Raw genomic sequence first — 14,704 nt, forward strand, 5'->3', positions numbered from 1 at the left:
GCACGTTTAAGTATATTTTTATTGCTATTTTTTAATGTAACTTCATAGCGATCATTTGCCGACCTACGGTGGCATAATTACATGACGACTGGATTTGGGACTCACGGTCAAGCTCAAACTCAAATGCGATCGGCAAGAATTTCTACGACCGAAAGCAATTTGGTCACAATCCCCGAATTGATCCGTGGTCGCAATTCTTCAATCTAAAATCTAAAATCTAAAATCTAAAATCGGATGACAGTTTCTACAACACTTAAAACCGCCACTTCCCCGTTTTTGCCGCCCGCTGACTCTAGAGCTAGAGTCAGCCAATTTATGAAAACCCTACAAGACGAAATTTGTCAATCCCTCGAACAGCTCGATGGCGTTGGCAAATTTAAGGAGGACGCTTGGGAACGATCCGAAGGTGGCGGCGGACGTTCTCGCGTCATGCGGGAAGGCAATGTTTTTGAACAAGGTGGAGTCAATTTTTCCCAAGTGTGGGGCGAAAGTTTGCCGGCTTTGATTCTGGCAAAGCACCCAGAAGCCGCAGGTCACGATTTCTATGCAACTGGCACTTCGATGGTGCTGCACCCCCGCAATCCCTACTTGCCTACGGTTCACCTGAATTACCGCTATTTTGAGGCTGGGCCGATTTGGTGGTTTGGCGGCGGTGTGGATTTGACTCCTTATTACCCGTTGGCTGAGGATGCAGCTCATTTTCACAAAACTCTGAAAGCAGCTTGCGATCGCCACCATCCCGGATATTATCCGACATTTAAACTTTGGTGCGACGAATATTTTTACCTCCCCCACCGCCAAGAAACCCGCGGGGTGGGCGGCCTATTTTTTGACTACCAAAGCGCTCAAGGCCCGCTTTACCGCGACCATCATGTCAAAGGCAAGGCGGCTGAGTGCAGCAACAACATTGGGGCGCCGGAACCTAGGACTTGGGAGTCGCTGTTCGCCTTCGTACAGGATTGTGGCCGGGCATTTTTGCCGGCTTACACCCCTATTATTGAAAAGCACCGATCGAAAGAATACGGCGAGCGCGAGCGTAATTTCCAACTTTACCGCCGCGGCCGTTACGTTGAATTTAACTTGGTGTACGATCGAGGCACGACCTTTGGCTTGCAGACCAACGGACGCACGGAATCGATTCTCATGTCCCTGCCACCTTTGGTACGCTGGGAATATTGTTACGAGCCAGAACCCAACTCTCCCGAAGCCGAACTCTACTCCAAGTTCTTAAAACCGCAAGATTGGGCGAATTGGATGCCTCAGCAGTCACCGACCTGAGTTAAACTACTGGGACAGTAACCACCGCGATAGATAATAAATTTGAGGGAAGGGTCAGTGATTCATATTGATCAAAAAACCCACACGCTTCAAGACGGTACAACAGTTATCGTCTTAGCACCGACAGGACGGTTGGACATCACTACAGCTTGGCAATTCCGCCTCAAGTTGCAAGAGTGTATTTCCAAACTTAGCCGCCATGTTGTAGTGAATCTTGGTCAGGTTAACTTTATCGATAGCTCTGGCCTGACCTCACTTGTAGCAGGTATGCGGGATGCGGATAAAGTTAAGGGAAGTTTCCGCATTTGCAATGTTCATCCCGAAGCCAAACTGGTGTTTGAAGTCACCATGATGGATTCTGTGTTTGAAATCTTTGAAACGGAAGAAGAAGCTCTAGAGGGGGTGCCGCGCGCAAGTTGACCACTCGCGCTTGCATCGGTTGCGATGTCAGCGCAACTTAAGCTTGAGGCTCACAAAATGCGCCGGAACCCTGGACAAGAACAGGAAGCAGGTAAATTCTTGCCAGCTTCCTTATGCTTTCTTCCTTTCTTGAGAGGTTGAGAGGTTCACCAAAACACTAAAGTAGAAGAATAGGTCAAGGTAAAGTCTTGCCTTCTATCCTAGATAGCTATATTTTTCTTCCTTGTTTCTTGTTGCTTCTTGCTTCAAACCAATATCTCAGGAGCAAAATCCTGACGCTTGACAAATCTAAAAGGACCCATTAAAGCTCCCCAGATAGCCTGGCCTGTCGTGGGGCTTATTCCTTTGTCGTAGCTGAGGAATTCCTCGCCTGCGGCTTCAAATCCCAAGTCTACTTGGTAATTTTGCCCCCCGTAGGCAAAGCCGCAGCGAGTGCCCTCCGGCAAAGATGCCCGAAATCGATAGCCGTTTGAGGCTAAATTTTGCACCGCAACCGAGAGGGTGCAGCCGGGAAGGAGTTGGATTTGCTCCTTCGTTAGCTTTCCAAGCAAGTCGGGGTTGCAACCGGCTCCTTTGACGGCTGTAATGTCGTTGAACATATAATACTGAGCTTCAATAAGTCCTGGCGCTATCTGTGAGTGCCTCAGTTGCACTATGCGGGGGCGGTATGGCTTGTCTAATTCCAAAATGTTGGCTTGTTCGGCAAACAGGGCAATGCTGGGTTCGGAAAATAAAGGAACGGGTAGTGGTCTTTGCCACATACGAAGGTGGACGTACCACGCCGGCTCTGCTAGCGCTTGTTCTCGGTTGTCAAATTCGCCCGCCATGTACTGGGCTAAAGCTATTAATTCAGGAGAAATTGTCATGTTTGTTTTTTGACGATTAGGGATTGACAAGAAAAAGTTATTGTGATATGTAAGACCATATCAAGGCTGGGCAAGTCAGAAGATGAGATTTATGAGCGATCCCAGAAGAGCTATGATTGTAAAGATACTGGGTTTTTTCCCTCATATTGCGACATATTAATTGTTGCTGCCGATCGCGCGTAAAATATTTTTGATAAAATTTTGTCTCGCAAGGAGGCGGCAACGCTTAAAAAACTGGCACTTTTTGTCAGACCGATCGCAGAATTGACCCAGCCCAACAACGGATACCGTGCCACGTACTTAAGTCGTGGAAAGATAAAAATTTTAGACCAAAGTTCAAGCTCCCAGATTTATCTGTGGGGTAAATCTAAAATCTAAAATCTCAAATCTAAAATCGACTGACTCCCCCGACTTTACTCACGCCGCGCTGGCACGCCCGCTACGGCAAAATTATTTATCTATAAGACTCAGGTGAACAATAACCGTACTGTTTCAGATACTAAGCGAAGTTTCTATACGATTCACACTCGACCGATCAACTCAATTTACCGTCGAGTGGTGGAAGAGTTGATGGTAGAAATGCACCTGCTTTCGGCGAATGCCGATTTTCAATACGACCCGATTTATGCTTTGGGTGTAGTGACAGCTTTTGATCGATTCATGCTTGGGTACGCCCCAGAAGCCGACAGAGTTTCGATTTTTAACGCTTTGTGCAAGTCCCTAGAAGACGATCCAGAGCGCTACAAGCAAGACGCTCAGCGATTGGAAAGCTTGGCAGATAGACTTTCGGGGCAAGAGTTGCTCTCGTGGCTCGATCGCTCTACCAGCTTTGAAGATACAGCAGATTTGCAAGCGTCTTTAGGGGCGATCGCCAGCAACCCTCAATTTAAGTACAGTCGCTTGTTCGCGATCGGTTTGTTCTCGCTGTTAGAAAAAGCTGATCCTAACTTAGTAAAAGACCAAGAAACGCGAAACAACGCGATCGCTAAAGTCTGTGTAGCCTTGCACCTGCCAGAAGACAAAGTTAGCAAAGATTTAGATTTGTACCGCAGCAATTTGGAAAAAATGGCCCAAGCACGAATAGTGCTTCAAGATGTCATCCAAGCGGAACGAAAAAAACGCGAAAAGCGAGAAACAAAAGTTACCGCTGGCCCCTCCGGTGAGTCTTCTGACAGCAACAATTAATCGTTTGAAAGAAGAAGGAAGAAGGAAGAAGGAAGGAAGAAGGAAGGAAGAAGGAAGAGAGAATTTTTTGTTTTAGGCAACAAATAAAGAAAACTCTTAAATTTTAATTTTTTGTTCTTGAATTCTGGCTTCTGCCTTCAGATGAATCTTGCTGGCTCAGAAACTAAAAATCCCGCTTTCTGAATTGAGCGGGATCGACTTAATCAAAATAGAACTGTTGGGGTGGTACTAAGGCTGGGGCTCAAAATTAGTGGCGTTAGCTTGCAGCCAAGTGCTTAGCTGTGAAAGAACTTCGTTTCCCGAAGACTTGCCCAAAGCTGTCGGGTTTGGGGTGTCGGGCCGATCCAAGTTGCGGGCGATCGCTGCGTTGACTTCTTTGGAAATCAAATCGTGAAGTTGCTCTTTAGCCCTAGCCCTTTGAAAGTGAGCTCCCTCTTCCGTCGTAGCGTACAGAGGTGGCAGCCTATTTAAAGCATAAGCTGCAATATCTCCCACATCCAAACTCAGGTCGCTCGTCGCCTCAATTTCGGCCACTCTAGCGATCGCATCGCTGAGTACCAACTCTTCCATCACGTTGATGAACTGTTTGCGTGGCAGAACTACAACTTCGCCAGTCAACAAAGAACCCATCAGACGATCGAGAGCCATGTACTCTTCGATCGACAATTCCGAAGCCGTATTGCAGATCCGTCCCACCTCAGCTTCCATAGACGGCGTTAAATAGCCATCCTGCAAAGCCTGTTCAACAATTTTTTCAATACTCATATATGCGTCCCCGCTCAACGGCATCATCAATAAAGTTTTGTGAAGACGCGATTGTTAGCGTCTTGAGATTCGAGTTTTGAGAGTTGAGTTGAGAAATTTTATACAAATCCTAACTCAATACTGATAACCCATCACAGTTATCTGCACACCCTAGCCACAAACTTACCCCATAATTGACTGATAAATCCGTCAAAACCTGTAAAAACTCCTACTCAACTCCCTGAAGTCGCCAAGGTACAGGATCGACGGACTGCCCATGCACGTAAAGTCCCCAATGCAGGTGAGGGCCTGTAGAAGCCCCTGTTGACCCCACAGTACCAATTACTTGACCGGCTTTCACGACATCGCCTTCCTTGACATCAATCCGGCTGAGGTGCATCAAAATACTTGCTACGCCCTGACCGTGGTCGATACCAACCACGTTTCCGTGGATTTTGAAGCCTTGCGATTCACGTCCCACTAGAGACACCCGACCGGCTGCTGGTGCCACTACAGGGGAACCGGAAGCACCCGCGTAATCCACGCCGCGATGGTAGTAGTCTTGAGCAAATACCCCATTATAATAGCGTCGCACCCCGTAAATAGTGGTAATTTCGCCGGAGTTGGGGCGCAACAATTTGCCGTCCCAAAATTTTTCGGGTGTCACGAGTGCTTTAAATGCGTCTACGCGATCGAATTCAGCATCTGTACCTTCCTCGTCTTTCCCAGGCGGTAGCCAGATGGATTGAGTGGGAAAATTTCGATCGCGCACTTGCACGCTCAAGTTCTGCACTTGTCCGTCACCTGCGACTTGGATTTGGCGGGCACCGGGTTTCTCTACCGGCGTCGTCGGCAACAGGGCCCGAAAGCGGCCGTTGCCGATCGGAAACGCAGGGTAGTTTTTTTGCTGTAAAGAAACTGTTGGAGTTTCCCCGCCGTTACCGTCAACTTGAATCATTACTGACAGCGTATCTCCCAGTTGGGGATTGGCCGGCGTCACAACTACCTGCAAAGCTTGCACCGGCAGGGCAAAACTCAGAAAGCCAGCAACAATTCCCCCGATCGAACTGGTGGTTAACTTGTTTGCTTTCAACTGCCCCCACCGCAAAATCCGACCCGTAACTATTTCGGCACTTAGCCCGCCGTTGCCTCGACTCACAGTCATTATCATCACTAGGTGTCCTTAATCTTTGTCTCGCTGATATATTTTTAACTATCTAGACTAACTATAGCAATCCGCAATAAGTCGAGAGAAAAAGCTTTAGGTAAAAAGCTTGGTCAATCGATTTTAGATTTTAGATTTTAGATTTTAGAATTGAAGCATTGACCCCACGGATAAATTCGGGCGGCAAGTTTCATCAGATACAGATTTTTTATTTCTGGATACTGAGTCTGCTTTCGGAATGAATCCGGGGGCTTGTATCCTGGATGCTTTCGGTCAAAGATTTGGAGATGAGAGACTAACTTAAATAAATGCTTAACTTGAGGTGATAAGAATAATAAAAATTCCCGTAGTGCGCGGAGAAAAGCCTGCTTGAGGCAGACGCTCACACTACAGTTTCCATTACAAATATAGGAGAGCCCAGGTTTCAACAGAAACACTCTTCATCTATAGCAATCCTAATTGATTTTCTCGCTTCCGAAAAATTGAAGTCCTTGCTAGACAAGAAGTCTAGCAAGACAAGGAACCATTATCTTTTGAGACTCAGATCGGATGGCTATATAACTGGATGATTATATTTTATCAGTCCTAGCTACTATTACATAACTTTCAACAATTAGTATTAGTTATAGTTCACGCCGCTACAACAGAATTATTTTTGACTCAAGAGCAGTTAAATCAATTCTTTCTTTGCCGTTTACTTTCCGCGAACCTTCTTCAAACTCTATAGTTATTTTAGCCTGTTTTTGGCAAAATAGTATTGATTCCCAATTTTAAAATCTCACATCTAAAATGGTATGAGAGAAAAATTGAGACTTGCTATAATCTGATCACCTAGAATTATAGGGATTCAAAGGTAGCGGTGAAACCATCTAAGGTTAAGCATTCTTCCATAAATTCCTCTACATCATTGACATTCTCAAGCTGATATTCCATGATGCGTTGACCAGATCCTTTCATCTTTTTGGAAGAAAGAGGCGTAGCCGGATATTTATCAGCGATGGCCTTGAAAGCTTTGGAATGGGTATCCCAGCTTTCAGCAGAACATTGTATGGTTAAAAGCCACATGATGAAATTCCTCCTTGGGTTGGGTTTACTAATAGTCTGACACGAGTAAAACTTAGATCGATAGTGCCGAAAAATTAAGGGATTCTGTGGTTTGGAAAAAAGTTAAAAGCCGAGCCACTATGTGAGCAACACCACCCTTAACATTCGACTCCACATTCAAAGGCATCACCGGATCATGGAGTGATAAGCGTAACAGAAACCAGCCGGATTCGCTAGCTGAAGTGCAGGAAATTCGCAGACCTTCGTAGTTATTGGGAACTATTTTCCAGTCTGCTTGCGTTGAGACAAATTGTTGCAGTTGTTCAATAACCAGATAGCCGTGAGCCTTGAAATCATCCACACCAATTTTAATCCGAAATTCTGCACTTTCTTCGGGTTCTTTTAAATTCGCAATTAAATCCGGCAAAGATTGATTTGCTAGCTTTGAGTTAGCCAATTCAATCAATAATTTGCTGACCAAATAAGCGCCATCATCCAGAAAGTAATTTTCTTTCAAAGCTCCATGTCCAGAGGTTTCAATCGCCAGCCATGATTCCTGTCCGGCTTCATTGAGGCGAATCGACTCATCAATCACATTTTTGTAGCCGCGTTTAAAGCGATGGTGAATCCCTTTTAAATCTTGTTCTATGAATTGTGTCAAGCCATCGGAGGTGATAGAATCGGTGACAATAGTAGAGCCTGGGTGTTCTTTTAATACGATCGCCGAAATCAAGGCAATTAAGCGATTGCGATTGAGTTCCTTGCCAACTTGATCGACTGCAGCACTGCGATCGACATCCGTATCAAAAATAATCCCAAAATCAGCTTGGTGTTCAATTACCGCTTGACAAATTGACTGCATTGCCTGTTTATCTTCGGGATTTGGCACATGATTGGGGAAAGTACCATCGGGCTCTAAAAACTGACTCCCCGTAGTGTCAGCACCTAAAGGTTTTAAGACTTTATCAACATAAAAACCGCCAGCACCGTTTCCTGCGTCTACAACAATTTTTAATCCTGTTAGCGGTTGCTCAAAATTATCGGGATGATTGACTGATTCCCTAATCTTGGTGACAAATTGGTTAGCATAAACTGAGATAAAATCATGCTTTGTAATCTTACCGGGCGATGAGGCGGGCTGAAAGTAATTGCTTTGGGCTAGTGTTAAGATATCTGTAATATCCTGCTTTTGTAACCCACCTTTGGCGGTGAAAAACTTTAAGCCATTTCGATTAAATGGCAAATGGCTAGCAGTGAGCATAATCGCGCCGTCGCAATCAAAACCAGGAGTAATGGTACTCATAAACATGGCGGGGGTTGAGGCCATTTCAAAGTCGTACACGGTTGCACCAACTGAGGCGATTCCCTCCATGACTGCTTGCATTAAGGTTGGCCCTGATAGGCGACTGTCACGCCCGATCGCGATCGTTAATTCGGCCGCTGGCTTATTGACTTTTTGCACCAGCCAACTGACAAAGGATTTACCTAAGATTGTCGCAATTTCGGGCGTTAGGTTGACTGTTTCATTGGGAACGCCTTCGAGGGCGATACCGCGAATGTCTGATCCATTTTGAAGTTTTGTCCAGTTGAAGATTTGCATAATAATTGATGGTAAGTAAAAAGATCGGAGTCGGCGGTTGAAACCGATCGTACAAACTTTCGTTTGCCGCTAGACGGTTCGACTCAGCTTCGCCGAAATTCTTTCACGGACTAAGAAATAAAGACGGGAGAAATCTAGAATTTGGTGTTATTAGTCATTACGGTGACAGAGTTTTTCAATTCAATCAGCTAATCGGCATTTAAGTTGTATTTAAAGAAACAATCCCCGTCTTGTGGGTGGGATTTAAGCAACGCCCAAAATATCCAATTGAAATGTTGAACAGCTTACTGGAATTTTGGCCCCATCACCGCTAAGCTTAAGCTCTAATTCCTTAGCCGCGTTCAACGCTGTAAATGGCCTGCAAGCGGAACTCACCATGAGCGGGAACTTCCACAATATCTGTAGCTGCATTGGTCGTTTCTACGCAGAGTAAACGCTGATAATCTGCATCATCAAGGTCGGCCATATTTGCAGAAATTGTCACCCAGGGATTCCACACTACGACGGATTTACTACCCGATGATTTAATGCGAATTCGACGATTGAGGGCGCTATCGTCAATGACTAATTCATTGGTGACATCAAGATAAATGCGATCGACTTCACCTGTTACTACCACTGCACCCACTTGAGTTTTTTCGACACCACTATCGGCTTTATCAAGATACTGGCTATTTTCTAAGCCTAAAACCTGCACGCGGTTGATATCGCCGACTTGGAAATAGGTGTGGAAAGCTTGGGTGAGGGGAAATGCTTTGTCGCCTAGATTGCGGGTGATTAATTCTACCGTGAGGCTGGTACCGATCGTAATCTCGATCGCCAGTTCAAAGGCTTGGGGCCAAATTGCTCTAGTTTCATCGGTATCCTTGAGTCCGAGAGTGACTTTGGTTGGGCCGTCTGGGGTTGTGGCGGTTTCCAGCACATTCCAGAGGCGATTCCGCACAAACCCATGACTCGGACGCCCCAAGGCTTCGGGATCGGGGCCAAACCAGGGCCAACAGATGGGTATACCGCCTTTGATGGCTTTCCCTTCGGCGTAGTAGGCTTTGTCGCTGACGAACATCAAGTCTGTGGTTTCGGTGGCGGGTTGAAAGGAGAGAACTTGACCGGAATACACAGAAATTAAGGCTTTGGCTTGACCGTTGTCGATGTGAATCATCGGGAAACCACCGTTTCCCGTGGCGAAGGTGAGGTTCCCGGCAATGCCGTAGTCTGTGTTTAATTGGTCAATACTCATGCTGTTAGCTTGGTGAATTGCTTTACAATTATCCGATATTATGGTTTCTAGATTGATTAGATTGTTGGGTTGGACGAGGGAAGGCGCGATCGACACCACGATGCACTCAGAGGAACGAATTGGGAGTGCCAACCGATCGCGAGGCGATGTGCGATCGAACCCACCGACACACCTTACTGAGTTCTCTGTAAGCAAGCTAATGCAGCAGTTCATCAAAAGACGGCGCATTTGCAAAACTCCGCATCTCTTCGAGGGTGATTTCAGGCGACAATTGCCAGAAATACGCCGAAAACAGGGCAAAGAGCACTATCCGACTGACTGCATCCGCTAGCGTTCGCATCGAATCACGTCACGGCGATGGGAACGTGCCTTGTACTTGAGGCGATCGCAGAATCAAAAAAGCCTTTATTGAGCGACTGGTTTACAGAAACACTAAACAAGTGAGTCCTAGTGGATTTGTGTAAAACCGACGATCGCAAATCCGCTTAATTACCAAGCGCGAGCGTATTGAATAGGAGCAGGAACGGATTGACGTAGTTGCTTCGCAGCCCGCATCGGCCAATAAGGATCGCGCAGCAGTTCTCTGGCAAGTAACACCATATCTGCTTGACCTGTACGGATGATGTGGTCAGCCTGCGCGGGTGCAGTAATCATACCAACGGCTCCGGTGGCGATGTTCGCGGAGCGTCGAATGCGATCGGCAAAGGTAGTTTGATAACCTGCACCCGTCGGAATCTTTTCACCCGGTACAATTGCGCCTGATGAACAATCGATTAAATCAACGCCCAGTGACTTTAATTTATAGCTGAGTACAATACTTTGTTCAATGTCCCAACCATTTGGAACCCAATCAGTTGCAGAGATGCGAACCCAAAGCGGTGTTTGATCCGGCAAAACATTTCGCACCGCTTCTACGACTTCACATAAAAACCGGATGCGATTCTCAAAACTGCCACCATAGTCATCTGTCCGTTGATTACTCAAGGGAGACATAAATTCATGCAGTAGGTAGCCGTGAGCCGCATGAATCTCGATTACGTCAAATCCGGCTTCGAGGGCGCGTTGGGCTGCGTTGACAAAGAGTGTCGTCTGCTTCTGAATGTCTTCGATACTCAGAGCGATCGGGGCGGGGGTACCGGGTTCAAATGGAACGGCGCTAGGGGCGATCGAAGTCCATCCTCCTTGAGATTCCGAAAGCACATCGCCGCCCTCCCACGGAAGTGCTGTACTGGCTTTTCGACCTGCATGAGCCAGTTGAATTCCTGCAACCGCACCGTTGCGGTGAATTAACTCGACGATTCGCGCCAACATTTCAATGTGAGCATCTTGCCAGATTCCCAAATCTTGCGGCGTAATTCGTCCTTCAGGCTCGACTGCCGCTGCTTCAGTCATCACCAGCCCTGCCCCTCCTACGGCTCGACTGACGAGATGAACCAGATGCCAATCATTCGCGAATCCATCAACACTGGAATATTGACACATGGGAGAAACTGCAATGCGATTTCGGAAGGTAACACCACGTTGATCCAATGGCTCAAATAAATGCGACATGGTTGTAAACCCCTGATTTATAAAGTGTACAGATGTCAAGCACAGACTTCCTTCACACTGGGAAGTTGACTGACTTTATTCCACCAAGTCCGCAGCTTTGAAGTTGGCGCGATCGTTGCTTCGTACTCTGCGGTCTGGGATAGGTAGGTGAAGACTGGAATTAGGTAAAAATCGGCAATGCTCAGTTCGTGACCGAGCAAATACGGGTGTCCTACAGTTAGGGAGTCGATCGCCTCTAGCGCAGTCTTTACAGGTGCGACGGCAGCTTTGTCCAACCTACATCTCCAATGGGCTTGTCATTTTGAGGTATCAAGAGCCACGACAAAATTACTTTTCTAAAACCTAAATTTTTATTGTTAGCAAAACGGGGGATTACTAGAAAAAAACACCAAAGTGCCTGAGTAATTATGCAGTATATCGGGTAAATCCGCAAGCAGGGCTTGAATAAATAAAAAAGATTTTAACTAATCATTTTTATTGATCGCCGATCTGTGAACGTACACCCTGAGAAAACCACTCACTACAAAAAGGTAATTAAAATCACTCCACCCCGTCAGAAATAGATTAAAAAAAGTAACTTGATTTAATCTCACCGCGCTCCTCTCGTTGAGGCGAAACATTACCCCCAATAAAGGCGCAATCTCTTGCTCAAATTGCAAGAGGTTAAGGTTTTTTTGAGCAGTGAAACTCTTTGGTATCAGAAAATACCTGGTTCTATAGTTGCAGTTGTCCTGGCTCCCCAACTACAGTCAACCCACTAAACAGAGTCAACACATTAGACACTATAATATAACTTTATACTTTTTTCATAAACTTGTGCAAGAAGACTTCCGACTGATCGTTGACTTAGTTCTAGTTCTCGCTGCTGCCGCAGCAGGAGGACTCTTTGCATCGCTCTTGCGACAGCCGGTAATTCTCGGCTACCTGCTGGGAGGGATCGTAGTTGGGCCGGCCGGTTTGGGGCTGATTAAAGAATTAATTCAGGTAGACACCCTGGCTGAATTTGGGGTTGCCTTTCTGTTGTTTGCCTTGGGAGTGGAATTTTCTTTCGCCGAACTCCAGAAAGTAAAAGCCATTAGTTTGGGCGGAGGGAGCTTGCAAATTGTGCTGACGATCGCCATTACTACTGCAATTTCCTTAGCTGTAGGCTGGGTAGAATCGCCCGCTCAAGGCGTGTTTTTAGGAGCGATTCTGTCGCTTTCCTCGACCGCAGTTGTACTGAAATGCTTGATGGAGCGCAATGAATCCGGTACTTCCCACGGTCAAGTCATGCTGGGAATATTAGTAGTTCAAGATTTGGCTTTGGGACTAATGTTAGCAGTTTTGCCGGCACTCAATCAGCCAGCAGAAGAGATCGGCATGACGGTAGCGTGGGCGCTGCTGCGGATCGGGTTATTTGCTATCGGTGCTGTAGTCGCGGGCATTTGGATGGTACCGCAGTTGCTGCGATACCTAGCGAAAACAGAAAGTCGAGAACTGTTTTTGCTGGGAGTTGTGGTTTTGGCTTTAGGGATTGCGCTGCTGACAGAATATTTGGGTTTTTCGATCGAGATGGGCGCATTTGTGGCGGGTTTAATGATTTCGGAGGTGGAATATGCCGACCAAACTCTAACTTATGTCGAGCCTTTGCGAGATATTTTTGCATCCTTATTTTTTGTCACCATCGGAATGTTAATAGACCCGATGTTTCTGTGGAACCATCTAGAAGTAATTCTGGGACTGGTATTTATAGTATTTGTCGGCAAATTCTTGATTATAACGCCGATCGTCCGACTATTTGGCTATCCGCTAAAAACAGCATTGATCGCAGGTTTGGGCTTAGCTCAAATAGGAGAATTTTCCTTTGTACTCGCTAGTGCCGGCCAAGTTATGGGGCTGGTTTCGCGGAATGTTTACCTGTTAATTTTAGGCACGACAGCAGTCACCCTCGTGCTAACTCCGTTTGTGTTGAGAAGCGTGCCCCAGTTATTGAAATGGGCGGAAAATTTCGGGCCTTTACAGCGCTATTTTGACGAAACATCTCAACCTGTGGCAATAGCTGAAACTTTGCCAGAACAAAATTATGTTGTGGTTTGCGGCTACGGGCGAGTCGGCAGAATTTTAGTCAAAATGCTGCAAAGCCGCAACTGTTCAGTTGTGGTGATCGATGAGTCAGAAAGTAGAATTCAAGAGTGCAGAGTCCAAGGAATTCCTTACATTTACGGGAATGCTGCCAGCTTGCACGTATTGGAAGCCGCGCGGGTGGAACGGGCAAAAGCAATGGCGATCGCCCTTCCCGATCCCATGAGCACTCGCTTGTGTCTGAAGCGGGCTTTAGAATTAGTCCCGGATTTGGATATTGTGGTGTGTGCGAACCAAGATAAAGACATCGAACTGCTTTACCAATTGGGGGCCTGGGAAGTCGTGCAGCCGGAGTTTGAAGCCAGTTTAGAACTGTCTTCCCACTTGCTGGCTGGCATGGGGCTTTCAGCAATGGCGATCGCGCGGGATGTGCAGCAAATTCGCAGCAGCCGCTATCTGGAATTGCGGCCAGCGCGCGAACCTTTGGCGGTTTCGCGGGATTTGAAAGTGGCGGTTCGGGATATGAACAGCGAGTGGTACAGCTTGCCGTCAGGTTCTCCCATTGCCAGCATGACTCTGGAAGAAACTAACTTGCGGCAGTTGACAGGGGTCAGCGTAATGGCGATCGTCCGCGAGAATGGCGAGGAAATTGATTATCCCAACGGGAAGACAGCTTTGCTGTCGGGCGATCGACTTTTTGTAGTGGGAGAACCGGAAGAACTCATCAGTTTTGAGTTGCTGGCGAAAGGGGAAGTTGCAGTCCCGCAGGGCGACAGTTCTTGCCAGTGGCTGAGGCTACCAGCAAACAGCCCTTGGGCGGGCAAAAAACTGTCAGAGGTAGATTGGCTGACCCAGTACGGGGTGCAGGTGCGGGCGATCCGCCGGGAAGGGAAATTTACTCGCTGGCCCGACGGAAGTAGCAATTTGCAAGAAGGCGATCGTTTGCTGCTGTGTGGCGGCTTCTACGAGCTCGGCTTGATGCAGCGGACGGCCTCACCACCAGTGCCGCAACCTGCTTTAAAGCTGCCTTTGGTCAAGGCCCAAGTCATCGAAAAGCTGTTTAGCGATTAGTCAGTTGGCAGTTGGCAGTTGGCAGTTGACGGTTGGCAGTTGACAGTTCAGAGTTGGCAGTTGACTGTGGTGAGCTTTCCAGCCAACAGTCAACTGTCAACAATGCCCGATGCCCGATGCCCCATGCCCCATGCCCCACTCTTACCCGTTGGGTTTGAGATAAGCAATTGCTGGCCGCGAGATCAGAATTTGTGTTTCTGACGGATCTAGGAGGCAAATGCAGCTATTATCCTGCCAAAAAATTCTGCCAGCTACTAAGTCGCCGGTCAGGAGTTTGATCTCCACCTGTTGTTTGTCTTTGATGTAGCTTTGTATTAAGCGAACGCTGGGCAATCCGGTTTCAAATTCAGACATAGTTCAGAAAAATATAGTCAAATATTACCTTAAACCATATTCTTCTCTTTATACCGTTTAACCCTTACTGCCACAACTACAAGCGCGTCTAATCGATGAGGGATAAACCCCTTGGCGGCTAGTTTTCG

At 46.9% G+C, this 14,704-nt stretch carries 14 protein-coding genes; 5 read left to right on the top strand and 9 right to left on the bottom strand.

What is annotated here, in order from left to right; translation table 11 throughout:
* Positions 1 to 234 precede the first annotated feature (234 nt).
* Both hemF and QUA03_RS08230 read left to right on the top strand, forming a co-directional pair.
* On the top strand, positions 235 to 1,278 hold the full coding sequence (hemF, locus tag QUA03_RS08225) for an oxygen-dependent coproporphyrinogen oxidase (RefSeq protein ID WP_333211153.1): 1,044 nt from the start codon (positions 235 to 237) through the stop codon (positions 1,276 to 1,278).
* Between the two features lie 57 nt (positions 1,279 to 1,335).
* Entirely contained in the window at positions 1,336 to 1,698 is a 363-nt protein-coding gene (locus QUA03_RS08230) for an STAS domain-containing protein (RefSeq protein ID WP_006631392.1), read from the top strand.
* 245 nt (positions 1,699 to 1,943) lie between these two features.
* On the opposite strand, the gene QUA03_RS08235 is transcribed toward QUA03_RS08230, so the two are convergent.
* The gene (locus QUA03_RS08235) at positions 1,944 to 2,564 is read right to left on the bottom strand and encodes a chromophore lyase CpcT/CpeT (protein ID WP_333211155.1); all 621 of its coding nucleotides are present in this window, start codon (positions 2,562 to 2,564) and stop codon (positions 1,944 to 1,946) included.
* Between the two features lie 471 nt (positions 2,565 to 3,035).
* Between QUA03_RS08235 and psb29 the strand changes: the two genes are divergently transcribed.
* The gene (gene psb29, locus QUA03_RS08240) at positions 3,036 to 3,749 is read left to right on the top strand and encodes a photosystem II biogenesis protein Psp29 (protein WP_333211156.1); all 714 of its coding nucleotides are present in this window, start codon (positions 3,036 to 3,038) and stop codon (positions 3,747 to 3,749) included.
* A gap of 228 nt (positions 3,750 to 3,977) precedes the next feature.
* Here the strand turns inward: psb29 and QUA03_RS08245 are convergent, their stop codons facing one another.
* The 5 genes from QUA03_RS08245 to QUA03_RS08265 form a co-directional block, all read right to left on the bottom strand.
* Entirely contained in the window at positions 3,978 to 4,514 is a 537-nt protein-coding gene (locus QUA03_RS08245) for a late competence development ComFB family protein (protein ID WP_006631395.1), read from the bottom strand.
* A 208-nt stretch (positions 4,515 to 4,722) separates the two neighbouring features.
* Positions 4,723 to 5,664 (bottom strand): M23 family metallopeptidase, encoded by a 942-nt coding sequence (locus tag QUA03_RS08250; RefSeq protein ID WP_333211158.1) that lies wholly within the window; start codon positions 5,662 to 5,664, stop codon positions 4,723 to 4,725.
* Between the two features lie 831 nt (positions 5,665 to 6,495).
* Positions 6,496 to 6,723, bottom strand: coding sequence for a hypothetical protein (locus QUA03_RS08255; protein WP_333211160.1), 228 nt, complete (start codon positions 6,721 to 6,723; stop codon positions 6,496 to 6,498).
* Positions 6,724 to 6,775: 52 nt separating this feature from the next.
* Positions 6,776 to 8,302: a phosphomannomutase/phosphoglucomutase gene (locus QUA03_RS08260; RefSeq protein ID WP_333211162.1), complete on the bottom strand. Its 1,527-nt coding sequence runs from the start codon at positions 8,300 to 8,302 to the stop codon at positions 6,776 to 6,778.
* A gap of 331 nt (positions 8,303 to 8,633) precedes the next feature.
* A complete protein-coding gene (locus QUA03_RS08265; RefSeq protein WP_333211164.1) occupies positions 8,634 to 9,539 on the bottom strand; it encodes a D-hexose-6-phosphate mutarotase in 906 nt (301 codons plus the stop codon).
* 40 nt (positions 9,540 to 9,579) lie between these two features.
* Here QUA03_RS08265 and QUA03_RS08270 point away from each other — a divergent pair, with 40 nt between their 5' ends.
* The gene (locus tag QUA03_RS08270; protein ID WP_333211165.1) at positions 9,580 to 9,870 is read left to right on the top strand and encodes a hypothetical protein; all 291 of its coding nucleotides are present in this window, start codon (positions 9,580 to 9,582) and stop codon (positions 9,868 to 9,870) included.
* Positions 9,871 to 10,028: 158 nt separating this feature from the next.
* Here QUA03_RS08270 and QUA03_RS08275 read toward each other — a convergent pair whose 3' ends face one another.
* Both QUA03_RS08275 and QUA03_RS08280 read right to left on the bottom strand, forming a co-directional pair.
* Entirely contained in the window at positions 10,029 to 11,090 is a 1,062-nt protein-coding gene (locus QUA03_RS08275) for an NADH:flavin oxidoreductase/NADH oxidase (RefSeq protein WP_333211167.1), read from the bottom strand.
* Positions 11,091 to 11,125: 35 nt separating this feature from the next.
* Positions 11,126 to 11,365: a glutathione S-transferase domain-containing protein gene (locus QUA03_RS08280; RefSeq protein ID WP_333211169.1), complete on the bottom strand. Its 240-nt coding sequence runs from the start codon at positions 11,363 to 11,365 to the stop codon at positions 11,126 to 11,128.
* A gap of 541 nt (positions 11,366 to 11,906) precedes the next feature.
* Between QUA03_RS08280 and QUA03_RS08285 the strand changes: the two genes are divergently transcribed.
* A complete protein-coding gene (locus QUA03_RS08285) occupies positions 11,907 to 14,222 on the top strand; it encodes a cation:proton antiporter domain-containing protein (RefSeq protein ID WP_333211171.1) in 2,316 nt (771 codons plus the stop codon).
* Positions 14,223 to 14,363: 141 nt separating this feature from the next.
* Here QUA03_RS08285 and QUA03_RS08290 read toward each other — a convergent pair whose 3' ends face one another.
* On the bottom strand, positions 14,364 to 14,576 hold the full coding sequence (locus tag QUA03_RS08290; protein WP_333057289.1) for an Hfq-related RNA-binding protein: 213 nt from the start codon (positions 14,574 to 14,576) through the stop codon (positions 14,364 to 14,366).
* Positions 14,577 to 14,704 lie beyond the last annotated feature (128 nt).

The sequence above is a fragment of the Microcoleus sp. S36b_A4 genome (genome assembly GCF_036700645.1).
In the GTDB taxonomy this organism is placed as follows: Bacteria; Cyanobacteriota; Cyanobacteriia; order Cyanobacteriales; family Microcoleaceae; genus Microcoleus.